Below are 24,592 nucleotides of genomic sequence, written 5' to 3'. Positions count from 1 at the left end.
TATGAAATACTTATTCAGATACAAACCACAAGCTGTGGCATTGTTCACTGTTTTCAGGGCAAAAAGAATACCTTTGGGGCTTCATTCATTTTTGTTCCCGACAAAAATAAAAAGCGAGTGCGGCGAACATATCTAGCAACTTCGGACTTGCTCTTTCTGATTCGCTTTGCTCACCAACCAAGAGTGACGGTCAGGCTTATCACCAGCCTTCCGAAGTTACGTCTCTAATTGTCTAATTGACTGAGGTATTGTTCGGCGCAATTGAGGTGTTTCTTTTGTTTTTCGTCATCCATGCGATCCCATGTTTTTAGTAACATACCAATGCGTGGGTTGGACTCGAAGAATGCACGTTGTTTGTGCATGAAGCGCCAAAACAGGCCGTCCCAGATTGAACGCCAAGCTTCGGACTTTTTGCCACCGGGATAATCACTCATCTTCAAGACATAATTACTGGAACTGATGTATGGTTTGGTCGCCATCAGTCCACCGTCAGCAAATTGACTCATGCCATACACATTAGGCACCATGACCCAGTCGTAAGCATCAATGAATAATTCCATGAACCACTGGTAAACGCCATCAGGGTCAAATTCGCACAGCAGCATGAAGTTGCCCAGCACCATCAAACGTTCAATGTGATGACAATAACCGGTCTCCAAGACTTTTTTGATGGTGACATCAATCGGCTCAATACCGGTCTCGCCGGTGTAAAAAGCTTTGGGGATGGGGCGGTTGAACTTCCAGTAATTGGTGGTACGTTCGGTGCTGCCATGGGTTTCATACAGTCCGCGCATGAATTCACGCCAGCCGATGATTTGTCTGATAAAGCCTTCCAGTGAGTTGAGCGGCACATCATTGGCATCGGCATAAGACAAAGCCCTTTCTACCACCCACTGAGGCGAGAGCAAACCCACGTTCAACATCGGGGTGATGACGCTGTGGTGCAGTATCAGTTGTTTTTTTACCATTGCATCCTCAAAGTCGCCAAAAGCATGAAACCTGGTTTTCAGAAACTCATCAAACCATGCCTCGGCTGCCTCGTGGGTGATGGGGTACCTGAATGATGAATCAGCTGTTGTGTTAAGCTCACCCAAATAATCATTGAAATGTGTTTTCACATATTCATTGGCTTGTTGGTAGGTTGCATTGTCTTCAGGCCAACTGATTTCAGGTGGGGTTTTATCTTTGGGGTACTTTTTGCGGTTATCCTCATCAAAACTCCACTGACCACCAACCGGCTTGTTTTCAGCAGTCATCAATATATGCAAGCGTTTGCGTTGTTGTTGGTAAAATTGATGATGAAAATAGGTGTTTTTATCCTCTCGAAAAAAATCTTTTATTTTCCCTAAAGGTGATAGGAATAAACGACTGTCTCTGCAAGCCCTTTCAATTCCATGTTGTTTGCAAGCCGCGTCAATTTTTCTTTCCAACCAATCATCGGTACTGTCAATGGTGTTGATTTTGGTGATGCCATCATCTGCCAATTGAGCCATCAATTTGTCAACCTGACTGGTTGGTTTATAGGCATCAACATAACGCAATGAATTGACTTTGGATTCAATAAGTTTTGCATAGGCTTGCATGGATGCTCGGTGAAACGCTATTTTTTGTTGGTGAAATTTGTATTGAGTGAAAAATAAATCAACCTCCACCAATATGCAATCGGCATCAGAGGTAACCAAAGGGTTTTTCTTATACAGTTGATGCGGCCATATTATATTTACGCTGTTCATGTTTTCTTCATTCCAATTTCACTGTGAGTTTAATAATCTGGCTTTTTAGTTTAGCAACTTGCGAATATGAGCAAACAATACAAAAAACTGAATCCTGCTGACATTTCTCGAATCATAGAAATGGCTTGGGAAGATCGGACGCCTTTTGAAGCCATTGAAAGCCAATACCACCTTGCAGAGCCTGAAGTGATTAAGCTCATGCGCTCGAACATGCGAGCTTCGAGTTTTCGAATGTGGCGAAAAAGGGTCACGGGTCGCAATACCAAGCATTTAAAAATGCGGCCTGAGGGCGTCAGTCGAGCTTACTGCCCAACGCAATACAAGCACAAATAGCCACATTATTTTATGTTGCCGGTGAAGACACAGTGAAAACAGCCAATATGCCAGAAATAACCTTATATTTATTTTCCAATGATTTGCGCCTATCAGACAACAGCGCCTTACAAGCTGCCATTGATGATGCCCATGAGAACAACAACGCATTGTTGTGTTTGTATGCTCTGGAACCGCATTTGTTCAACCGCACAGGAAACCAAAGTCCAGCCATGGGTGCTGCCCGTTGGCAATTCCTGATGGCGTCTGTATCAGACCTCAAAAACAATTTGAATAACCAGCAGATGGACTTGACTGTCAGCACCTTAGGTTGGGTTGATGCCATCGAGGCGGCGGCAGATGAATTCACCATCAAATCCATCCATGTGAGTGCCACAGCAGGTTTTTATGAACGCCAAGCAATTGAGACCATCAGTCAAAAATACCCGGTAAAAACTCATGACAACCAAAGCTTATATGTGCTCTCTGAGTTGCCCATGACTTTGAATGAATTACCTAAGCACTTCACCCCATTTCGCAAGCGGGTAGAAAAAACTGATTTGCCAGCTGTTTCAGCGACGCCCCAAAGGTGGCCCGACTCACAGCGGTCATGCATTGATCGCTGGTCTGAGTTGTCTGCACATGCAAGTGTAGAGGGCAGTCAATTCAAGGGTGGTGAGACTGCTGGCTTGGCCCATTTGAATCAATATATGGCCAGTGATTTACCCAGTAGTTATAAAAAAGTCAGGAATGAACTGATGGGCTGGTCACATTCAACTAAATTTTCTCCATGGCTGGCATGGGGCTGTGTATCACCCCGACAAATCATGCAGCAACTGCGTCAATACGAAGCTGAGCGTGGTGCCAATGAATCAACTTATTGGATCTTTTTTGAATTGCTCTGGCGTGAGTTCTTTCACTGGAATGGACTGAAACAAGGCAGCCGTTTATTTCATTCTAAAGGTTCTGATGTTGCGACTTCGAAGACACCAAAGGCTTGCGAAAAATTCATTGATTGGTCGAAGGGCCACACTGGCGTACCTTTGATTGATGCCTGCATGAGGCAACTCAATCAAAGCGGATACATGTCCAATCGAGGGCGGCAAATAGCGGCCAGTTATTTGATTAATGATGCTGGAGTGGACTGGCGTTTGGGCGCGGCATATTTCGAACAGCAGCTAATAGATTATGATGTGGCCTCCAATTGGGGCAACTGGCAATACATTGCTGGTGTCGGTGCAGACCCTCGTGGTGGACGGCATTTTAATATTGAAAAACAACAAAAAACCCACGATCCAAAAGGTCATTTTGTCAAGCGATGGGCTGAATATGATGTGACAACACAATCTGTGCGGCCTTCATATGTGCTGAGTTAGGTTGTTGCTTTGTTTTTATTGCGGCGACAGCGCTCGCTGCAATAAATAACATCCGGCCAGCTTTTCTGCCATTTTTTTCGCCAGTTGAAAGTTAATTGACAAACAGGACAAATTTTACTGGGAAGGTGTGGTTTTTTATGCATGTTTTTAATTGATTGCTTGCAGCGCCAGACCACTGGCGGCGGTGCGGTTGTTTACATTGAGTTTGCGGTAGACCTGTTCCAAATGCTTATTCACAGTGCGTTCGCTGATACCCAAGATTTGGGCGATCTCCCAGTCGGTTTTGGCTTGTGCTACCCAGTACAAAACATCGGCCTCACGGCGAGTGATTTTCAGTTTGAGTTTCAGTGTTTGGGTCAAGAGTTTGAGGTTTTGGGCTTTGATTCTGATCAGATGAGAACCATCGTTTTGAGCATGGATGTAACTAATGACCAGGGTGTTTTGTCCTTGTTGCACTTGTAATTGCTGATCTGTCTCTGCTTGTGCCAGCCAGCTTAATAAATGGCTTTTTACTTTGCTGTTAAAGCCTGCAACCAAAGCTTGGGCTTTTTCCGTGGTCCAAATCACATCGCCTTGTTGATTGATAGCAGCCAGATGTTGTCCAGTAGAATCCAGCGCCGCTTTGGTGTTGTTGTTGATTTCAGCATTGCTGATATGTACTTTGACCCTGGCCACCAATTCTGTGTGATTCAGCGGTTTGACCAAATAATCAACGGCGCCTAGGCCAAGTCCATTAACCACATGTTCGGTTTCGCTAAGCCCAGTCATAAAGATAACAGGTATATCAGGGTGTTGTTGTTTGATGATTTTACAGGCAGTAAAGCCATCCATTTCTGGCATCATGGCATCCAGTAAAACCAAGTTGGGAGTGGCTTTTTGCAACACATCAATGGCCTGCTGTCCACTACTGGCTACCAGCACGGTGTAACCCTCAGCGGAGAGTGCCGTGTTGAGTAGGTTTAAGCTGTCGGTGTTGTCATCAACAGCGAGTATGATTGGGTTAGTGCTGGTCATGTCGTTTAATCATACCGGTGAACTGGGTTAAGTTCATGTTTTTTACCGGTGCTATGAGTTGTTTGTGTTGAGGCTCATTCAGTCTATTGGCTTCGAGCATACCTTGCAAATAATTTTCGATGCCGTTGATGTGACCAATGGCAATCATGTTATGTAAAGCAGCATAATCAGTGGCAGAAATACCTACAGTTTTGAGTTGCTCATTGGTGGTGGCAGAGTTCGTTTGTTTTTGCCAGTTTAAGTTTAATGCTTCACTGATTTGACTCATCAATTGATTGATATTAACCGGTTTGCTTAAGTAGTTATGGTACTGAACAGCCAGTGATTTCTCTTGATCTCTGGGGTTGCCCGAAAGCATGATGATTTTTGTCTTTGGTTGATACTCATTGATCCATTTGGCCAATTGCCAGCCATTCATGTTTGGCATGGCCACATCAATTATGGCCAATTCGAAATTAACTTCCAGCAATTTTTTCTTAGCGGCTACGCCGTCAACTGCTGTTGTGATTGAAAAATCATAAGTCTTTAATACATCGGTTAATAATTGTCGGTGGCTGGCCTCATCATCTACCACCAATATTTCATGCCTTTGTGCAAGCCTTGGCTCATTGTTTAACGCAGCTTGGTTGCTCTCAGGCATTTGATTGAATGCAGTCTGTGGCGCTAACATCATTCTGTAAGTAAATTCCGAACCAATGGATAATTCACTGTTAACGGTCAGTTCACCACCCAATAATTCTGCCAGCATTTGGGTGATGGGTAAACCCAGCCCAGTACCGGGTGTTTTGTGTTGTCCTTGTTCCAGTCTTTCAAAAGGGATAAATATTTTTTCTAAGTCTGATTGATCAATACCACAGCCGGTGTCTTTGACGCTGAATGTGGCCACTTGGTTGCGGTATTTGACGGAAAAATCAATCTGCCCCTTGGTAGTGAATTTAATCGCATTTGATAGCAGGTTGATCAGTATTTGTTGCAGGCGTTTGTGGTCTGACTTAACTGTTTTGGGTAGTTTTTCATCAAAGTGGGTGGTAAACGCCAGGCCTTTTTTAGTGGCTTGGTTACTGAACATCAAACTCAACTGTTTCAGCATTTCACTCAAATCAATCCATTCCTGGTGAACTTTTAGCTTGCCGGATTCAATGGCTGAAAATTCTAGTATGCCCTCTATCAAATGAGCCAAGTGCTCACAATTATGACGCATCAAAGTGTATTTTTCTTTGTTGGGGTCTTGTTCAACGGCTTGATTTTCTAGAATTTGAGCGTAGCCCATGATGACATTCAAAGGTGTCCTTAATTCATGAGAAATGGCTAACAGGTATTTGTTTCTGGCAGAGTCTTCAGGCTGAGGTTTTTGTTCATCAATTGGCGCTGTTACCTTGCTCAATTTATCAGCAGATGAACGGAGCTTTTGGGATAGCTTGATGTGGCGAATAGTCAGCCCAATCAAAAACAAAAGTAAAACTACAATGATGATGTATGCTGTCATATTGACGAGTATTCTGCCTACCCAGTGTGGTTGATATAGGGGCAATGATGATAGCAGAATATGGGCTGAAGTCACAGCATGATGTGGTAAAAAAAATGTGATTATGATCATTTTGTTAAACTCTTTTACAAACTGATTACAGATAAGTTGTGTGTGTTATAATTTCCAATTAAATTCAATTTGGTTAGGAGAGAACTATGAAGAAAACCTTATTAGGTCTGGCGTTGTCTTGTGTTGCAGGTGCAGCATTGGCAGCAGAGTATGACGATCGCTGGATGTTATCACCAATGGTCAACTTCAACGCAACTGACAGCGAGAAAAACCTTGAGTCTAATTTTGGTTTGGGGTTGGGGCTGGGTAAATTCATCAATGACAAATGGTCAGTTGATGTTGAATACGATCAAGTCAGTTTGGATCTAGATGCTTCTCCGGGTTCTGTTTCGCAAACAGGCTTGGGCTTGGTAACACGTTACCACTTTAATGAAGGTTCAAGCATGCGCCCATTTTTGAGTGCCGGAATCGGTTGGTTGGATCATGATGGCAGCGGCAGTGCTGCTGCACAGGCGATTGATTCATCTGACATGATGCTCAACCTGGGTTTGGGTGTGCGTAAAATGGTTACAGACAGAGTGGGTTTTATGTCTGAAGTGAAATACCGCCTGGATACCGATGACTACACCGGTACCGCCAGCAGCTATGATGATTATGTTTTCAGCATGGGCTTGAATATCGCATTGGGTGCCGCGGCAAAAGCTGCTGCAGCGCCAGAGATTGTTGAGCCTGCACCACAATTAGATTCAGATGGCGATGGTGTCAGTGATCAAACTGATCGTTGCCCTAACACCCCAGCTGGAATGGCAGTTGATGCTTACGGTTGTCATGATGGCGATGCCGATAATGATGGTGTTAAGGATTCCATGGACAAATGTCCAAACAGCAGAGCCGGTGCGGTGGTTGATGCCGATGGTTGTGAAGTGCAGGTGGTCATTGAATTACAAGGCGTTTACTTTGATCTTGATAAAGCCACTTTGAAAGATGAGTCTATTGCTATTTTAGATGCTGCTGTTGCCACCATGGGTGAGCATGGTTCGATTGTTGTTGAAGTGGCGGGCCATACCGATTCCACTGCTTCAGAAGCTTATAATCAGGACCTCTCAGAGCGTCGTGCTCAAGTGGTTTATAACTACTTGGTTGAGCAAGGTGTTTCGGCAGATCGCATGACTTGGAAAGGTTACGGTGAGTCAAGCCCGATAGCAACCAATGATACGGCCGAAGGCAGAGCCAAAAACAGAAGAACTGAATTGGTTATCCAAGACTGATTTTTACTTCAATAATGTCAAAAAAACCCGATTTATTCGGGTTTTTTTGTGCGCCAGATTCGTGGGTTTTCTGCGGCATATGACTGCATCTTCAATTTTGGAAAAGTGGATATGGTAATCAGGCCATGTTGTTGGGTGTCTTTGATTATGATGTCTTCTTGAAGATAGCGCCTCAATACTTCATTTGCTGGATGCCCAAACGGATTAAATCTGGCTGATGAATTAATGGCCCATTGGGGATCAACAGCTTGAATAAATGCAGCTGTGGATGATGTTTTGCTGCCATGATGCGGCATCAAAAGCACATCGGCTTTGATGGCCTCGAAGTTGTTTTCTGTCAAACGAAATTCAACCGGACTCTCAATGTCTCCAGTTAACAACAAAGCATGATCTGAATTACTTATTTTTAATACGCAAGATGAATTGTTGCGCAAATAGGGTGTCAAGTTATATGGACTGAGGAATTCAAATGTGATGCCGTCCCATTGCCATTTGTTATCGCGCAAACAGGCTTTGTGGTGGTTTTTTGTGCCCCAGACTTGTTTGATTTTGATTTGCTTTTTCAATTGTTCGGCAGCGCCAGAATGGTCGTTGTCTTGGTGTGACAAGACCAAGGCATCCACTGTGTCAACAGACAGTTTGTTGAGGTAGGGTAGGAGCACTGCATCGGCCATATTAAAGCCACTGTCATAGGAAGCGCCAACATCATAGACCAAGGTGTGGTTACGGGTATTTACTACCACAGAAAGGCCCTGTCCGACATCTAAAAAGTGTGCCTTAAAATGATTTGCTTTGATACCCTGATCTGTTGGAAGCAGGCCTGCAATAACCATTACCAAACCCAACAATCGACCTGGTACAGCAGCCGGTAAAATCAATATAAATGCACCGACTGTCAGCCACAAATATTGCCACCAATGATTGATGTGAAGTGATACAGAAAGCCAAGTGAATTGATCAAACCACTCTAACAAAACCATGAATTGATTGGCACTAAAACTAATAACATCAGTCATTATGTTGGGTATGGGTATACTTAATTGGAGCAGCAGTAAAAACACCATCAACATCGGAACCAATACAAATGTCATAATCGGAATCATCAGGAAGTTGGTCAAAGGTGCAAGCAGGTTAATGCGTTGAAAAATAATAAAGCCAAGCGGTAACATGCCCACTAATAAGACGGTTTGTATTTTAAAAAAGCCTATCATTGGCTGCAGGTTTTTATAAACCCCTGAGAAAGTGAAAATCAAAATGGCCACAGCAACAAAGGATAACCAAAAACCTGGGTCGAGCACATGCAGTGGGTCAAATGCTATTACTACCAGCAAACTCATGGCCCAAACATCCCAGGCATATGCGTGACGGCGCATAACTTTGAATGCGCCAAAGACCACCAGCATGATCAATGCCCTTTGGGTTGAGATAGCTAAGCCAGCCAAACCCGCGTAAAACGCAGCAAACAAGATGCCAAATATGACTTGTAAAAGTTGTTTATTAATACGCTCAGAGGGTCGCAGTCTGAACAACAAAGCCCCAAAAAACCACCCCGTCAGTGCCACCATGCCAATGTGTAAGCCAGAAATGGCGATGAGGTGTGCGGTGCCGGTTCTTTGGAACAATGTTTTTTGTTGTTGATCAAAATGTGACTTATCACCAATTGATAAGGCATGCACCAAGGCGCTGACCTTTGGTGTTTCAAAGGCAACATCAATTTGTTGTGATAATTGCGAACGCCATTGATTTAACCAGCCCCAAAAGTGCCAATCACTGTGGGCTGCTGCCTGAATCGAGTTTATGGTGGCGGTGCCACTGATGTTGTGCCTGAACAGCCACTGTTCCAAATCAAAGCCAACTCCATTAACCAAGCCGTGGGGTGGCTTAAGGCGTGCTTTGATGTGGTAGGTTTGATCTGGCTCAAGCTTGAGCTGGGGTTCATCTTGTTGGTACCAATTGAACAAATAGGTACTGCCATGGAGCGCATCCTGCCCAATGAAACTCACTTTGTGTTCAGAATAGCGCGGTAAAGACTTTATGTGGACCGTTAGATTGATGTTTTGTGGTGTTTTGATCTGTTGTTCTAGGTGCTGTTGACTGTGCCACATGGCGTACAGTAAGCCGCCCAATAAAAAACACAGCGGTGATATGCCAGGTATTTTTCGCAGCAACAATAACACCACAACAAAAGCCAGCAAGCCGGTGTTGAATAATACAGCACTTAGCGCTGGCAGCCAGAGTATCAGTGCCGCGCCGATCAATGCCATGGTGGCATTAATCGGGTTTATGAATGTTAAGTTGGGTTTGATTTGAGCAAAGTTCCTTTTGTTAGTAAATAACGCTCCTGCATTGAGTCTGCCACTTTTTGGTCGTGTGTGACCAATATCAGGGCGGTGTTAAATTGTTGTTTCAATTCGATGAACAATTCCATTACTTTGGCAGCGGTCTTTTCATCCAGATTTCCGGTGGGTTCATCAGCCAGAATACAAGCTGGTTGGGTCACCATGGCACGGGCAATCGCAGCCCGTTGGCGTTCACCACCAGATAATTGTGCTGGGCGGTGGCTTAAGCGTTCTGCCAGCCCCACTTGTGACAAGATGGCTGCAGCTCGATCAGATGCTTCTGATTTATTGGTTTTGCCAATCAACAAAGGCATCATGACATTCTCCAAAGCGGAGAATTCAGGCAGCAAATGATGAAATTGATAAACAAAACCCAAATGTTTGTTTCTTAATTGACCGCGTTGTTTGGCACTTAAATCATTGATGCTTTGACCTTGGATTTTGATAACTCCAGCATTGGCAGTATCTAGTCCACCCAATAAGTGCAGCAAGGTACTTTTACCAGAGCCTGAGGCGCCCATGATGGCAACGGTATCTCCCTTCTCAACGGAAAAATCCAAGTTTTCAAAAACCCTGATTTTTCGTTGTCCATCAACAAAAAATTTAGTCAGTCCATGACAACTTAAAACGGTATTGTTATTCATACCTCAGTGCCTCCGCGGGTTCAACTCGAGATGCCCGCCATGCAGGGTAGATGGTGGCCAATATAGATAGACCAAATGCAATGCCAATGATGGTTAATACATCCATGGTTTGTAAATCGGCAGAAATTTCGGTGATGTAATAAACGTCTTTAGATAAAAACTCGGTATTAAACCAACCCTCCAATGTTTGGATGATGCTGTTGATGTTGATGGCGGTTATGATGCCGAAAATCGTACCCAAAGTGGTTCCAATGAGGCCGATTAAAGTGCCTGAAACCATAAATATGCCCATGATTTGACCGCTTGATATTCCCAAGGTACGCAAAATCGCTACATCAGCTTGTTTTTCTGTCACCAGCATGACCAGTGTAGATAAAATATTGAATGCAGCAACCGCCACAATCATGGATAAGATGATGAACATCACCATGCGCTCTGTGCGCGTGGCTTTGAAAAAGTTCACATGCTCTTGGGTCCAGTCTCTGATGCGATAAAAACCATCCAAGTCTGGTGCCAGTTCACGCACAATTTGTGGTGCCTGCATCAAGTCATCTACTTTAATCCTGACACCTTCAGCAGCACCTTTGGGAATCCTCAGTAATTTTCTGGCATCCTCCATATGAATGAGGGCCAGTTTGAAATCATATTCATACATACCAACTTCAAAAATACCCACCACAGTGAAGCGTTTTAATCGTGGCGTAACACCCACTGCAGTGGTTCTGAATTCGGGAACGTACAGATTGACAGTTTCACCAGGGCCAACGCCCAAATGGGCAGCAAGATCTGTCCCTAAGATGATATTAAATTCACCGTCTTTGAGGTCATCAAAGCTGCCGTAAGACATGGAGTTTTGGAACTCAGTTACAGTGCGTTCAAACTCAGGTAGGACGCCCTGAATCAAAGCGCCCTCGGTGCGAAAACCTTGTAACATGCCTTCGGTTTGGATATAGGGTGCCGCGCCCTCAACACGAGGACTGCGTTCAACGATTTCCAGCGCATTTTGCCAATCGTTTAAATGGTCGCCCTTAAAAGCAGAGATGGTGGCATGAGAAACAGTGCTTAAAATGCGTTCTTGGAATTCTTTGTTAAAACCGTTCATGACTGAAATCACTACGATCACTGTCATCACACCCAAAGCAATTCCAGCCATGGATATCAGTGAAATAAATGAGATGAAATGGTTTTTCCGTTTCGCTTTGGTGTATCTCAGTCCAATAAATAAAGGTAAGTTCATAGCTCAGTTTTGCTGTACAAATTATATTGTGGCTTAAAGTATGTTAAGACACAATCTAATAATTAAAGTTTTAACTCATCTTCATTTATTGGCATTTTAAAGCACAAAAAAAACCGCTTAATTAACTTAAGCGGTTTTTTGCATGAGTCAGTTGAAAATCAACTTCCGCCGTCATCATCTTCCATCACTTCTTCGGCTTTTTTCTTAGCTTCTTCTTTCATTTCGCCGGCTTTTTCTTTGCTGGCTTCAACGGCTTCACCCGCTTTGTCTTTGGCAGTTTCAACCATTTCTGCTGTTTTATCTGCTGCATCATTGGCCATATCTGAAGCGGCTTCTTTGCCTTCTTCGTACATGTCTTTGGCCTTTTCAGAAGCCTCCTCAGCCATCTCGCCTGCAGCCTCTTTGCCTTCTTCATACATGGCTTTTGCACCGTCTGCCATTTCGCTGGCTTTTTCTTGGGTAGCTTCAGCGGCATCGGTGGCGGCTTCTTTGGTGGCTTCAAAGCCATCATTCAAAGTTTCTGCTGCAGAATCTGCACCGTCTTTGACAGCATCAGCCATGTCATTGGCAACATCAGCTGTTTTTTCAGCAGCTTTATTGACTTCTGATTTGGCTTTCTCCATGGCGCTTTGATCTGACTTGCTGTCATCTCCGCCACAAGCGGCTAAACCAAATACAACTAAGGTACTCAATAATAATGTTCTCAATTTATTCATAATATTATCCTCCGATTAATGATATGTGAACACGTAAGGGCAAATTTGCCCATTACAAGATTCGCTACTATAACAGATGTTTAGTTAAAAAAAATGTTAACTTCATAGTTAAAAACAATATAGGTGGGTTTTTTATGAATGAGAATTTGACTTACTTGAAGTCAGTGTAAAAGCCAGTTTAAAACCTGCGGTGAGTAAAGTTGCGGTTAATTATTTATTATTTTTTCTGACGCGATATGCTGAATACACATGATAATATAAGCACACTTTTTAGCCACAATGACCCCAATGCGTATATTTTTAAGTGCCCTGATATTTTGTTTGTACAGTCCAATGAGTTTTGCAAAAACTGACTGCAGTCAACCAACCACACCAATCAATGTCATACAAGGAAATGGACAAAACAGCACCTTTATCCAACAAAAAGTTTGGGTCAAGGGCATTGTGACTGGTGATTTTCGTGGCAAAGATCGATTGGGTGGTTATTTTATTCAGAATTTAACACCGGATCAGAACCAACAAACGTCAGAAGGGCTATTCATTCAAGAAAACAACCGCCAAATCCCTTTTCAGGTCGGTGATGTGGTGATCACCCATGGTGAGGTGATAGAACAATTTGGTGTGACTCAGCTGAAACACGCACAACGCACTCGTGTCTGTGCCAAGCAACAAATGCTGCCAAATGCTGTTGCAATCGAACTGCCTTTAGAAAAAGGTGATCTTGAACACTTGGAGGGGATGCGAGTGACGTTGGCAAAACCCCAAGTCATCACGGACAATTACCAAATGGCGGCTTTGGGCGAGTTGGTGGTTTCATCTGAAATATTAATGAACCCGACATCGGTGGTTCTCCCAGGCGAGTCAGTTGAGGAGGTGGTTGCTAAAAATCGGTTGAATCGCTTGATCATTGATGATGGTTCAATGCTGAAATATGCTTTTGCTCAGTCTTCAGAGTCACATTCAGCTTTGCCCTTGGATGGTGCCAATCCGATTAAGTTAGGTCAGCAGGTAATGACGACCGGTGTCATGCATTACGCTTTTGGACAATACAAGCTACAACCGACTGAACCATTGGTCTTCAGCAACTCATTGATCAGTTCAAAAACCATGCCACCCAAAGTTGGTGGTGAACTAAAAATTGCTGCTTTCAATGTTGAAAACTTTTTCACCTCGATTGATGACGGCACTGAGAAATGCGGCCCAGCCAAAAACTTTGGCTGTAGAGGAGCGGATAACAAAGCTGAATACCAACGGCAACTGGCTAAACTGGTTCATGTCATCAATACTGCGGATGCTGCGGTGGTTGGCTTACAAGAATTAGAAAACAACGACAGCAAGTCAATCAAAGCATTGACTCAAGCACTGAATACATCAGCTGGATTTAATCAATGGAGTTTCATCGATACTGGCGCGCTGGGTGGTGATGTCATCAAAGTAGGATTGATTTACCAAAACAACAAGGTGCAACCACAAGGTTCACATGCCTTGTTGAACAAAGACAGTGAGCCTGAGTTTCTTGAGCGACGTAATCGCATTATCGTGGCACAAACATTCAATGCTGGGTCGGATAACTTGTTCAATGTGGCAACGGTCCACTTTAAATCAAAAAGCTGTCGCGATGCTGAAGGGTTGAATATGAATCAAAATGATGGCCAAAGTTGTTATAACCCAGTCCGAACACAAGTGGCCGAACAATTGGCCAGGTGGTTAGATACCGATCCAACCAAACAAGGTGCTGCTGCGACCTTTGTGGTGGGCGATTTTAATTCCTACCAACTTGAAGACCCGATGCGAAAGTTAAAAGTAATGGGCTACCTGAATTTAGCAGATGACTTTTTGGGTAAAAATAACTGGACCAGTAGCTACCGTGGTCAGGTGGGTTCTTTGGATTATATCTTGGCTAATGAAGCAGGTAAAAAGCTGATAACTGGCTTAACCCAATGGCACATTAACTCTGTGTCTGTTGATGAATATGGATATAACAATGAACCATTGGACAAAGGCATTGAAAGACCCGAATCATTGTTCCAAATAAATCCGTATTCATCCTCTGACCATGATGTGGTATTAGCGGGTATTTCATTTGATTCAAAACAATGATTGACCAGCAAAGCTGAACCTGAGGAGCTGATCCGGTCAACCATTGGCTGGAGCGATCTGAATTTTCTTTCAGGATCATGATTGTGGGCCATTTTTTATGTCCCACCTCTGAAGCTTGAACTGATTTTCTGTTTTTTGTGTATATTTATTGAAATATATACTTGGTTGGCTTGAAAACCAGTGCAAATCTGTTTCTGCGATGATAGTCTATTTAATATTAAATAATTGATAAATACGAGGGGTATAGATGAAAATAAAATTACTGATTGGATTGTTAGTGGTAGTGATACCAGTGGTTTATCTGTTTTCAATTCAAGATGAAATAACTGAGTCGGGTATTGACGTTTCAACAGCTATTGAAACAACCAACAAACCTGACATTGGTTTTTTACCCGCTGATGAAATGCCAGCCACATTCAATGCTTTATCCAGCGGGACTGCCTATGGCATTGCAGTGCCCGGTAGGATGGTTACACCACAAGCCACTTATAAAATGCTGAACCCAGAACTGCAAGACAGTCTGACGGCGATGATTGATACCACGCCTAAATTTCGCAAGGGTGGCTTCAGGTATGAGGAGCTCAGTGACGATGAAAAAAACAAGCTACAAGACAGGTCCTTAAAACCGGGTGGTAATGAGAATAAAAGTCTGGTCTCATCCATCAGTGCCGGTGGACAGTTAACTAATTCCGCCAACAACGGTGGTTTTATCTTTATTCCAGCAGATCCTCATGGGGCAGCCGGTCCCAATCAGGTGGTCAATGTCTTCAATACATCAATCGAATTCTATGACAAAGACGGTAGCAATGGCAGCAGCCGTTCACTGGAGTCATTTTTTGCTCCGGTGTCACCACTTAATTTTACCTTTGACCCCAAAGTTCTTTATGACCAATATGAGGATCGCTTTGTGGTGGTCACCCTAGAAAGGCAAGACACAGCCGGTGGCGACCCAGATAACACATCACGTGTTTTGGTTGCGGTATCAGCCACTTCAGATCCTAATGGCGCGTGGTTCATGACTGCTTTTAACAGTGAGGTTTTTATTAATGGAGCTGATCGTTGGTTTGATTACCCAGGCTTTGCCGTTGATGAAGAAGTGATTTACCTGACTGGCAACATGTTTGGTTATGGCAATGCCGGTACCTTTGGTGGTGTCAGGATGTGGATGATTGATAAAACCACCTTTTATGCCGGTGGCGGTGCCACAGTCATAGGTCCGCTTGATCCGTTTGCCGGTGGTGGTTTTGAAGTGACTTCACAACCGGCTCATACCTATGGTAATCCACCAGCAGGTATGGGTACCTATTTGATGGGTTATTCTCGTCTCTCAGATGGTACAAATGAATTCTGGCAGTTTGTGCGAGTGGACAACCCCACAGGAGCTGTTTCATTCACCCAAGGTTTTATTTTTGTGGGTGATATAGAACCACCCACAGCAGGTGCATTGCCCTCAGCACCACAATCAGGCACAGGACTGACGGTACAAACCAATGACCCCAGAGCGTTGGATGCGGTGTGGCGTGATGGTCAATTATTTACTTCCGCAACCATCGAGAGTGGCAGTCAGGTCGGTGAAACTTCGGCCTCATGGTATGTTTTTGATGCCAATGGTGGTGGCGTCGTCACCAATGATTTTGGCATCATTGATGGTGAGGATATTGCCGCTGGGACATTCACTTTTTTCCCTTCCATAGCGGTTAATGCTGATGGCGGTATTGGTGTGGGTTTCTCCGCCTCATCGCCAAGCATTTTCCCAGGTTCGTATTTCGCCATGCGTTCGCCAGCTGATGCGGCAGGGACCATGCGAGGTTCGCAAGTTATCAGACCAGGGACAGATTTTTACCACCGCACCTTCGGTGGCACCAACCGCTGGGGTGATTATTCAGCTGTGGCTGTCGATCCTAATGACGAATGTTTCTGGGTTTATAATAAGCATGCTGTTACCCGCAGCAGTGGAGCAACCAGTGAAAATGGCCTGTATGAAACGGCTTTTGGCGAGTTTTGTAATATACCGCCAGCAGTAGGTGTTGAGACCATCGCAGTTAATGATGGACAAACAGTGACCACCTTGGTTGGTGGCGCGACTTCTGTCTTAGACAATGATTCAGATGCCGATGCCGATGACACAATCTCCGCTGTATTAACCAGTGGTCCAACAGAGGCCAGTGCTTTTAATCTCAATGCCAATGGTACATTCAGTTATACCCATGACGGTGGCAACAACGCCAGCGATGCCTTTACTTACAACGCCTGTGATGATGGCAGCCCCCAAGAATGTACCAGCAGTCAAGTCAGCATCAGTATCACATTGTCTGACTCACCACCAACGGCTGTCGCTGATTCATACACGGTTAACGAGGACAGCGGAACCACTTCACTTGATGTGACTGACAATGACACTGATCCTGATGGTGGTCCTTTGAATATCACAGCTGTGGGTTCAGCCAGTAATGGCACGGCGGCACAAAATGGTAATAACATCAATTACACCCCCAATGACGATTACTGTGGCAGTGATGCATTTACTTATACCCTAAACGGTGGTTCTGGTGCCACAGTCAATATGACTGTTGATTGTGTCAATGATGACCCAGTGGCCGTGAATGATGCGGCAAGCACCAATGAAGATGAGTTGGTCGCGGTGAGTGTATTGAATGGTGATTCAGATGTGGATGCTGGTGACACCCTGAGCGTGACCTCATGTAGCAATGCCAGTAACGGTTCAGTCAATCGCAACGGCAATAATTGTGAATTCACCCCAGCCCAAGATTTCAACGGCCAGGGTACATTCGACTATGCCATCAGTGACGGTCAGGGCGGCACCGCCTCGGCCTCAGTGACAGTAACGGTCACTGCAGTTAATGACGACCCAGTGGCCGTAAACGATGCGGCAAGCACCAATGAAGATGAGTTGGTTGCGGTGAGTGTATTGAATGGTGATTCTGATGTAGACACCGGTGACACCCTGAGCGTGACCTCGTGTAGCAATGCCAGTAACGGTTCAGTCAATCGCAACGGCAATAATTGTGAATTCACCCCAGCCCAAGATTTCAACGGCCAGGGTACATTCGACTATGCCATCAGTGACGGTCAGGGCGGCACCGCCTCGGCCTCAGTGACAGTAACGGTCAATGCAGTTAATGACGACCCAGTGGCAGCAGATGATGCAGCGAATACGGATGAAGATACATCAGTATCTGTGGATGTTGTTAATGGTGATTCAGATGTTGATGGAGATATATTGCAAGCGACATCTTGTTTTAATGCCAGCAATGGCAGTGTGGTGCTGGATGGTATCTTTTGTACCTTTACACCAGCTGCAGATTTCAATGGTCAGGCCACTTTTGAATACACAATAATCGATAACGAAGGCGGCTCGGATTCAGCTTCAGTCACAGTCACTGTTAACCCTATTGACGATGACCCAGTGGCAGTCAATGATGCTTTCACAATCAATGAAGATTCCGGTCTGAATGTACTTTTGGTTACCAGTAATGACACCGATATCGATGCTGGCCCATTGAATATAACAGCTGTAGGTTCAGCCAGTAACGGTTCAGCGGTGCAAAGCGGTAACAATGTGGATTACACCCCCAATGATAACTTCTGTGGCAGTGATTCCTTTGTTTATGATTTGAATGGTGGCACCCAAGCCACGGTTGATGTGACGGTAGATTGTGTGAACGACGAACCATCGATGACAGTTGAAGACATGGTATTTGTGGCCCTGAGTGAAGTCGGTAATCCACCGAACCAGACAGTGGCATGTCAGTTTGACTTCGGTCCTGATAATGAAGATGCGTCACAGTCAGTTTCTGATATGTTGGTGAGTATACAGTCAGATCCCAATGGCGTATTATCCAGTATCGATATAGATAACAACGGTCAAGTCAGCTACACATTCAGTGGCAACGCAGGTGCAGCAGAGGTGACCGTTGCATTACAAGATGATGGTGGTGTGGCTAACAGTGGCGATGACACTTCACCCACTTACAGTTTCACTGTGAATGTTCAGGATTATATTTTTAGAAGTGATTTTGAACAGCTTGTTTGTCAGTAATCAATTACTTTGAATACAAAAAAAACCGGGTGTTTGCCCGGTTTTTTTATGCCTGTTATGAACTACAGTTATTAGCTATCAAAGGCTTGGCGCAAAGGCTTGTAGCTTATAACGCTGTAAAGAAACGGCAAAATCTTGCAGCATTTTGTTGCCACTGGCTTCCGCTTTGGCACACCAGGCTTTGAAGTCAGCAACCATTTCTTCGACACTTTTCGAGTTGTTGTCCCATATGGCTTGTAGTTCCGCTTTGTACTCAAGCAAGGTGTTGAGCGATTTACTGTCGTGAAAATAGTTATTGAATTTGGACTTGATATCTGTTTTTAAGAACTGCGGGTCCAATGACAATGTGTGGGTGTACTTCTTAATTTTTTTCTTGAACGATTTGGATGCATTTTGGTACTCATCAGTCAAAGAGGGTTTGATGACGTCTTTGATATAGACCTGTAATACGTTGAATTTATGCGTCAATATGGCTTTGACATTTTCACCATCAATTTCTGCATGGCCTTCGTCTACATATAGGTCAGGTACCACTTTCTTGATTTTACACAAACGCAACTTATTCAACACCAAAATCACATACCAACCAATGTCATGTTCGCCTTTCTTATGGGCAAACTTACTGGATGAAGGGAAAGCATGGTGGTTGTTGTGTAATTCTTCGCCAAACACAAAAAAAGCAAATCGGGTGATGTTTCGAGAAGAGTCATCGGTGCGGTAATTGCGGTAACCAACAAAATGTCCGATGCCATTGATCACGCCTGCTGCGAAGAAAGGAATCCAAATCATCTGTATGGCGTAAATCAGCAAACCAATCACACCGAATAAGGCTACATTCAAGAATGCCAATAAAACGATACCGACATAATGAAAGCGGGTGTAGATGTTTCTCTCAAGCCAGTCATCAGGGGTTCCTTTGCCATATTTTTCCATGGTTTCGGTATTTTTTCTTTCCGCTGTGTACAACGTAACGCCATGAAACAGTACTTTCTTGATGCCATGGATTTGTGGACTGTGCGGGTCATCCTCAGTTTCACAGTAAGCATGGTGTTTGCGGTGAATGGCCACCCATTCTTTGGTCAACATACCTGTAGTGAACCACAGCCAAAAGCGGTAAAAATGCTGTATAACTGGGTGCATTTGTATGCCACGGTGGGTTTGTTCTCGGTGTAAATACAAGCTGACACCGGATAAAGTTATCTGAACCACGATTAAGGTGTACAGCACCAACTGCCATGCAGACAGGTTTAATAAACCGGTTTCGAGGAAGTTTAAAAATTCATGCATAATAATTGTTTTGTTTTCGTAGGATTGGTTACTATAATGAATTAGTTTTCCAATAGCCAGTTAAAAACGCATACCCAAACGTATGGTATAAGCCCCTAAATGAGGATAAACAGTTGAAATTAAAAGCGCTTTGTTTAAACCGCTCAAAACACAAAATTCTCTCAAACCTCAGCTTATCGCTACCCAACCCTGGGTTGACTGCTTTGATCGGTGCCAATGGTGCTGGTAAGTCGAGTTTATTGAGGGTTTTGGCTGGCCTGAGTCAAGCAAGCAGCGGGAGTATCAATTTTGCAGGCCTGCGGCATGTTTTTTTGTTGCCAGAACCAGCGAGCTTTTACCCTCAGCTAACCGTCAATGAGCAGTTGAGTTTTGTTGCTGATTTGTTTGGTGCCAGCGCCAATCAAGTGAATCAGGCCATCAATTTGTGGCAATTAGATGAGCAGCATAAAAAGTTAACCAAACACCTCTCATTGGGTTATCGGCAACGCTTGTCATTGGCACAACTGACAGTCACTGATGCTGATTTATTACTCATGGACGAGCCGATGAATGGCATGGATCCAGCGGTGATGGATGTTTTTCAACAACAAATCAATCAATGGCGAAAGTCAAAAGTGATTTTGATGGCAACTCACATCATCCATGAGGCGCAAGCCATGGCTGATTGGGTGGTGGTGATGCACCAAGGGCAAGTATTGTATTCAGCAGCTTACAAGGGTGAAGACCTCAATGAACTGTACCGCAATTTACTGCAAGATTTTAATCAATCATCGACCATTAAACAGACAACAAATGTCATTTAGTATCACACAAAAAGACTTGAGAAGTATTTGGCGAGGCCCATTAATCTGGTTGGTTTTGGCCATCATAACTTTTATATCTTCATGGCTGGTTTGGCAAATGTTAGATAGGTATGTGAGCTTACAGAGCAGTTTCAGTGCTTTACCCAACCCACCCAATATAACAGACACCTTGTGGCAGCCATTTGTGATTACTCTGGCACAATTAATGATGTTGCCAGTGGCATTAACCACAGGTTTATCGCTGGCACAAGAACGCGCTCAACAGACGCTGTGGTATTTGTTGATTAACCGCAGCAGCAGTGGTGCTGTGATTTGGCAAAAGTTCAAAGCGCAGTTGGTGATTGTTTTTTTTGCGTGGTTAATGATGTTAGTTGTGGCATTATTATTGATTAATGGTGGTGATGTTAATTTGTTGCAGTTATTCAGTGCTGCGTTGGGAATGGCCTTGTATGTTATTTGGTTGTCAGCATTAGGATTGATGATTTCTGCCGCACTACAATCCACGGGAACAGCAGTTTTGTTGAATTTACTGGTATTTATACTGTTTTGGCTCATTGGCTATGAATCCAATAACCAGGGTTTTGGTTTGAATTGGTTGTTGTTGTTGTCACCTGTTCATCATTTACGCTGGTTATGCAGTGGTGAAATAGGGGTCAGCTCTTTGTTGTACTTTTTGGCTGGTGCAGCTGTATTTCTAAAGCTTGCAGTTATGAATCTCAATGCGGTAAAAAAATCATGATAAAACGTCTGCTGTTGATATTACTTTGGGTGATAAGCATGGTGATGGCAGCAAAATACATTCCCAATTGGCGTCATGCTGCTACCTACGATGATTTAATAACACCTCAGGCTGTCACTGTTTTATCCGCTCAGCAAACACTTAAAATCACTGTTTTTGCTTTGCCAGATTCTCCTGCAGCGGTGTTGGTGAAAAATTTCTTACAACCCCTGAGCACACATTTAGCTGATGTTGAAGTTGATTACCTTGATATGAATCAGCATGCTGCATTGGTGGATCAATACAACATCCGCAAACAAGGTGAAATGATCATAGCCAATGAAAAAGGCGAGTTCCAATTGGCTACATTATCATACGAAGCTTTTTTCAATGGCTTGAAAAGTATCAGTCAAAACAACAACGATGATTGGTTGGTTTTTTTAGATGGTCAGGGCAGTAAATCATTTGCTAAAGATCAATTGAGTGGACTCAATATGTGGATCAATGCCTTGTCTCAAGCCAACTACAAATCAATTGTTTTGCCTTTTGATGCCAAACTAAGGTTGCCCAAACAGACTAAGTTGTTGGTGCTGGCGTCACCACAAGAGCCATTGAATGAAGCGCAGATGGCGTGGTTGGAACAAACTGTGATGCGTGGCATCAGCCTGCTTTGGTTGGTAGATCCTGAAACCATCCAACAACAGCCTCAACTGGCTTTGATGTTTGATGTGATGCGAACCGATGCTTATCATCAGGGACAGCTGGTGTTAAAAAACTTTCCGAATCATGACATCAATAGAAACTTTGACAGGCCATTGGATTTGAGTGGTGTTTTACCATTTTCAACCAGCAGTCAGGTGTTGTGGCAGAATACCCAGGGTCAAACTCTGGCAGCAACACAAGAACTTAATGGCGCGCGCTTGATGGTAGTGGGTGACAGTGATTTTCTTAATAATGCACAAATTGACAGCGGTGGAAATTTGGAAATGTCATACCGCATGGTAGATTGGTTACTCAGGTATGATGACAGAATTGATTTACCCACAATTGGTAACAATGGCACCCAGCTTTACTATGAACGGGGTGAAGTATTGTGGTTTTCTGGCATCATGTTGTTATTTCTCCCTGCGGTGTTTTTGCTGTTGGCTGTGATCTTTTGGCGTAAAAATAAATGAGGTGAATTTTGGATATTGGTGAAATCAGAAAAGAATACACACAATTTGGTTTGAATCGAGAGGATTTGGCTGCCAGCCCTTTTGCTCAATTTGAGAAGTGGTTTCAACAGGCCAGGGAGGCTGAATTAAAAGAAGTCAATGCCATGAGTATTGCCACGGTGCGTGCCGATGGTATGCCACAGGTAAGAACCGTATTATTGAAATTATTTGATCAAAGGGGTTTTGTTTTTTTTACCAATTATAACAGTGCCAAGGCGCAAGAAATTGATGCCAACCCACAAGCATCCTTGTTATTTCCTTGGCTAGATCTTGAAAGACAGGTCAGAATCAGCGGTCAAGTTGAAAAAATATCAAAAGCTGAATCTTTCAAGTACTTTACCTCCAGACCCAAAGGCTCTCAATTAGGTGCATGGATTTCTGAACAAAGTCAGGTCATATCCAGTCGAACAGTGTTAAAAACATTGATGAATCAAGTCAAAGAGAAATTCAAAGACGGCAAAATTCCTTTGCCTGATAGTTGGGGTGGTTACCGCATCATGCCAGAATCTTTTGAATTTTGGCAAGGCAGAGCCAACAGGTTACACGACCGATTTAAATATGAGCTTAATGAAGGCCATTGGCACATCAATCGTTTGGCGCCTTGATTAATTAACTACACACAAAAAAAGCCGAGTGATTACTCGGCTTTTTTTTGGCTATTTACTGTGGCTTCATTGCAACAATGACTCAAGTAAATTCATGGTCTCCTCGACAGTGCCTGGTGCAGCACACTCAAATGAATCTTTGAAAATGAAGTTGTAAATTAAGTCACTGTCAAAGCTCGAGTTATCAAAACCATTCACATCTGTGATGCCATTAGGCATCATTACTGTGGCATTGACATCAATGAAATCTAACAAAGTACCAGTTACTGTTGTTTCAAACATATAAACCAAGCCTGAACCTGCTGGTAAATCTACCAGCTCATTCAAATCACCATTGCCAGCGGCATTGTCACAACTGGCTCCACCCAGGCTTTGGCAAACCCAAGCGCTTTCACTCAATGAGTTACCAAAGGCCGTGGTCACTTGAGCACCATTGATGGTGAAATTACCAGAGTTCATGATGCTGACTTCATAAAGCAGTGTTTGGTTGGGTTTGACCCCGGCCACACAATTGGTTATGAAGCTTGATAAGTCAGGAACATACGCAATGACAGCTGTTGCTTGGCCTGATTCATTACCCGCATCGTCCCTTTGAGTGGCTGTGGCGGTCTCACCATCAACTGGCTCTGGTGATAAGTCACAAGACCAAGATGAATCAGCCTGAACCACAGCAGAACAGGTGGCTCCTGAATCGGTCACAACAGTCACAGTGGCACCCACCTCACCAGTGCCAGAAACGTTAGAGCCGTTGCTGGGTGAGTTGATGGTTGGTGCCTCTGGCGCCTCGTCATCGATTGTGAATGTGACTGGCGTATCGACACTGTTACCGGCCAAATCCGCGACAGTTGCAGTTTCATCGCCATTCACACCATCGACACCCACGGTGGCTGTACATGTAACTTCATTGCCTGTCTCAACACCACAGACATAGCCAGGTATGGTGACTGTTGCATCAGTTTCGACGCCAGTACACAGTGCAGTTACAGTATCACCCGTCATGGCAGGGTCTGGTGTAACAACACAAACCGGTGCCACTGGGGCGGTATCATCTAAAGTAAACGTTACTGGAGCTGTTGAAGCATTACCTGCCAAATCGGTTATTGTTGCTGTGGCATCACCACTGACTTGACCTGGTTCGCTACCAGCAGTGGCAGTACAGACCACCTCATTACCGGCCTCTGCGCCACAGGAATAACCTGGGATGCTCACAGTGGCGCCAGTCTCAACACCGGTACAAGTGGCTGTAATTGCTGTGCCACTTGCGGCTGGATTCGGATTGACTGTACAAACCGGTGCATCAGGTGCGGTGTTATCCAAGGTAAAGAAGGCATCGGCATTACTGGTATTGCCAGCAGCGTCAGTAACGGTAGCTACTTCATCGCCATCAACACCATTCTGGCCAGCAGTTGCGGTACAAACCACTTCGTTACCGGCCTCAGCGCCACAAACGTAACCTGGGATAGAGACGGTTGCGCCGGTTTCAACGCCAGTACAAGTAGCGGTCAGGGCGGTGCCATCATTGGCTGGATCAGGTGTGACAGTACACACAGCCACAGCTGGTGGCGTGTTATCTAAGGTAAAGAAGGCATCGGCATTACTGGTATTGCCAGCAGCGTCGGTTACGGTAGC

The 24,592-nt window shown here is 44.2% G+C and carries 19 protein-coding genes; 9 read left to right on the top strand and 10 right to left on the bottom strand.

The annotated features are described in order from the left end of the window. Positions 1–224 precede the first annotated feature (224 nt). Positions 225–1,733 (bottom strand): cryptochrome/photolyase family protein, encoded by a 1,509-nt coding sequence (locus tag QNI24_RS10995; protein WP_267176160.1) that lies wholly within the window; start codon positions 1,731–1,733, stop codon positions 225–227. A gap of 66 nt (positions 1,734–1,799) precedes the next feature. Here QNI24_RS10995 and QNI24_RS10990 point away from each other — a divergent pair, with 66 nt between their 5' ends. Both QNI24_RS10990 and QNI24_RS10985 read left to right on the top strand, forming a co-directional pair. After that, on the top strand, positions 1,800–2,066 hold the full coding sequence (locus QNI24_RS10990; RefSeq protein WP_267176159.1) for a TIGR03643 family protein: 267 nt from the start codon (positions 1,800–1,802) through the stop codon (positions 2,064–2,066). A gap of 32 nt (positions 2,067–2,098) precedes the next feature. Next, complete coding sequence (locus QNI24_RS10985; RefSeq protein WP_267176158.1) at positions 2,099–3,421, top strand: DASH family cryptochrome; 1,323 nt, start codon at positions 2,099–2,101, stop codon at positions 3,419–3,421. Here the strand turns inward: QNI24_RS10985 and QNI24_RS10980 are convergent. The 3 genes from QNI24_RS10980 to QNI24_RS10970 are packed head-to-tail and all read right to left on the bottom strand — an operon-like array spanning position 3,418 to position 5,819. Continuing rightward, the gene (locus QNI24_RS10980) at positions 3,418–3,564 is read right to left on the bottom strand and encodes a DUF2256 domain-containing protein (protein WP_267176157.1); all 147 of its coding nucleotides are present in this window, start codon (positions 3,562–3,564) and stop codon (positions 3,418–3,420) included. The two genes, QNI24_RS10985 and QNI24_RS10980, sit on opposite strands and share 4 nt — an antisense overlap. 4 nt (positions 3,565–3,568) lie before the next feature. Beyond that, positions 3,569–4,435 (bottom strand): response regulator transcription factor, encoded by an 867-nt coding sequence (locus QNI24_RS10975; RefSeq protein WP_267176156.1) that lies wholly within the window; start codon positions 4,433–4,435, stop codon positions 3,569–3,571. Further along, entirely contained in the window at positions 4,422–5,819 is a 1,398-nt protein-coding gene (locus QNI24_RS10970; RefSeq protein WP_283708713.1) for an ATP-binding response regulator, read from the bottom strand. The genes QNI24_RS10975 and QNI24_RS10970 overlap by 14 nt, the downstream gene beginning before the upstream one ends. A gap of 299 nt (positions 5,820–6,118) precedes the next feature. Between QNI24_RS10970 and QNI24_RS10965 the strand changes: the two genes are divergently transcribed. Beyond that, complete coding sequence (locus tag QNI24_RS10965) at positions 6,119–7,240, top strand: OmpA family protein (RefSeq protein ID WP_267176154.1); 1,122 nt, start codon at positions 6,119–6,121, stop codon at positions 7,238–7,240. A 32-nt stretch (positions 7,241–7,272) separates the two neighbouring features. On the opposite strand, the gene QNI24_RS10960 is transcribed toward QNI24_RS10965, so the two are convergent. From QNI24_RS10960 to QNI24_RS10945, 4 genes are all read right to left on the bottom strand, one after another. Then, the gene (locus tag QNI24_RS10960) at positions 7,273–9,504 is read right to left on the bottom strand and encodes a DNA internalization-related competence protein ComEC/Rec2 (protein WP_267176153.1); all 2,232 of its coding nucleotides are present in this window, start codon (positions 9,502–9,504) and stop codon (positions 7,273–7,275) included. Positions 9,505–9,530: 26 nt separating this feature from the next. Then, a complete protein-coding gene (gene lolD, locus QNI24_RS10955; RefSeq protein WP_267176152.1) occupies positions 9,531–10,223 on the bottom strand; it encodes a lipoprotein-releasing ABC transporter ATP-binding protein LolD in 693 nt (230 codons plus the stop codon). After that, a complete protein-coding gene (locus QNI24_RS10950) occupies positions 10,216–11,460 on the bottom strand; it encodes a lipoprotein-releasing ABC transporter permease subunit (RefSeq protein WP_267176151.1) in 1,245 nt (414 codons plus the stop codon). The genes lolD and QNI24_RS10950 overlap by 8 nt, the downstream gene beginning before the upstream one ends. Positions 11,461–11,618: 158 nt before the next feature. Then, positions 11,619–12,176, bottom strand: a complete 558-nt coding sequence (locus QNI24_RS10945) for a hypothetical protein (protein ID WP_267176150.1) — start codon at positions 12,174–12,176, stop codon at positions 11,619–11,621. A gap of 333 nt (positions 12,177–12,509) precedes the next feature. Here QNI24_RS10945 and QNI24_RS10940 point away from each other — a divergent pair, with 333 nt between their 5' ends. Further along, complete coding sequence (locus QNI24_RS10940) at positions 12,510–14,276, top strand: ExeM/NucH family extracellular endonuclease (protein ID WP_267176149.1); 1,767 nt, start codon at positions 12,510–12,512, stop codon at positions 14,274–14,276. 247 nt (positions 14,277–14,523) lie between these two features. Continuing rightward, positions 14,524–18,336: an Ig-like domain-containing protein gene (locus QNI24_RS10935; RefSeq protein ID WP_283708712.1), complete on the top strand. Its 3,813-nt coding sequence runs from the start codon at positions 14,524–14,526 to the stop codon at positions 18,334–18,336. A 78-nt stretch (positions 18,337–18,414) separates the two neighbouring features. On the opposite strand, the gene QNI24_RS10930 is transcribed toward QNI24_RS10935, so the two are convergent. Beyond that, positions 18,415–19,623 carry a DesA family fatty acid desaturase gene (locus tag QNI24_RS10930; RefSeq protein ID WP_267177672.1) on the bottom strand — a complete coding sequence of 403 codons (1,209 nt, stop codon included), beginning with the start codon at positions 19,621–19,623 and terminating at the stop codon, positions 18,415–18,417. Positions 19,624–19,736: 113 nt separating this feature from the next. Here QNI24_RS10930 and QNI24_RS10925 point away from each other — a divergent pair, with 113 nt between their 5' ends. Genes QNI24_RS10925 through pdxH form a run of 4 tightly spaced genes read left to right on the top strand, consistent with a single transcriptional unit; the run spans position 19,737 to position 22,963 of the window. After that, positions 19,737–20,426: an ABC transporter ATP-binding protein gene (locus QNI24_RS10925; protein WP_267177671.1), complete on the top strand. Its 690-nt coding sequence runs from the start codon at positions 19,737–19,739 to the stop codon at positions 20,424–20,426. Beyond that, positions 20,416–21,165, top strand: a complete 750-nt coding sequence (locus QNI24_RS10920; protein WP_267177670.1) for an ABC transporter permease — start codon at positions 20,416–20,418, stop codon at positions 21,163–21,165. Before QNI24_RS10925 ends, QNI24_RS10920 begins: the two co-directional genes overlap by 11 nt. Further along, entirely contained in the window at positions 21,162–22,319 is a 1,158-nt protein-coding gene (locus QNI24_RS10915) for a Gldg family protein (protein WP_267177669.1), read from the top strand. The genes QNI24_RS10920 and QNI24_RS10915 overlap by 4 nt, the downstream gene beginning before the upstream one ends. Before the next feature lie 8 nt (positions 22,320–22,327). Further along, positions 22,328–22,963, top strand: coding sequence for a pyridoxamine 5'-phosphate oxidase (gene pdxH / locus QNI24_RS10910; protein WP_267177668.1), 636 nt, complete (start codon positions 22,328–22,330; stop codon positions 22,961–22,963). A 66-nt stretch (positions 22,964–23,029) separates the two neighbouring features. On the opposite strand, the gene QNI24_RS10905 is transcribed toward pdxH, so the two are convergent. Next, the coding region (locus QNI24_RS10905; RefSeq protein ID WP_283708711.1) for an Ig-like domain-containing protein at positions 23,030–24,592 on the bottom strand (1,563 nt) is incomplete at its 5' end.

The organism is Marinicella marina (assembly GCF_030065545.1).
Lineage (GTDB): Bacteria > Pseudomonadota > Gammaproteobacteria > Xanthomonadales > Marinicellaceae > Marinicella > Marinicella marina.
The sequence above is the reverse complement of the archived record's forward strand: the minus strand, read 5'-3'. Positions and strand labels throughout refer to the sequence as shown.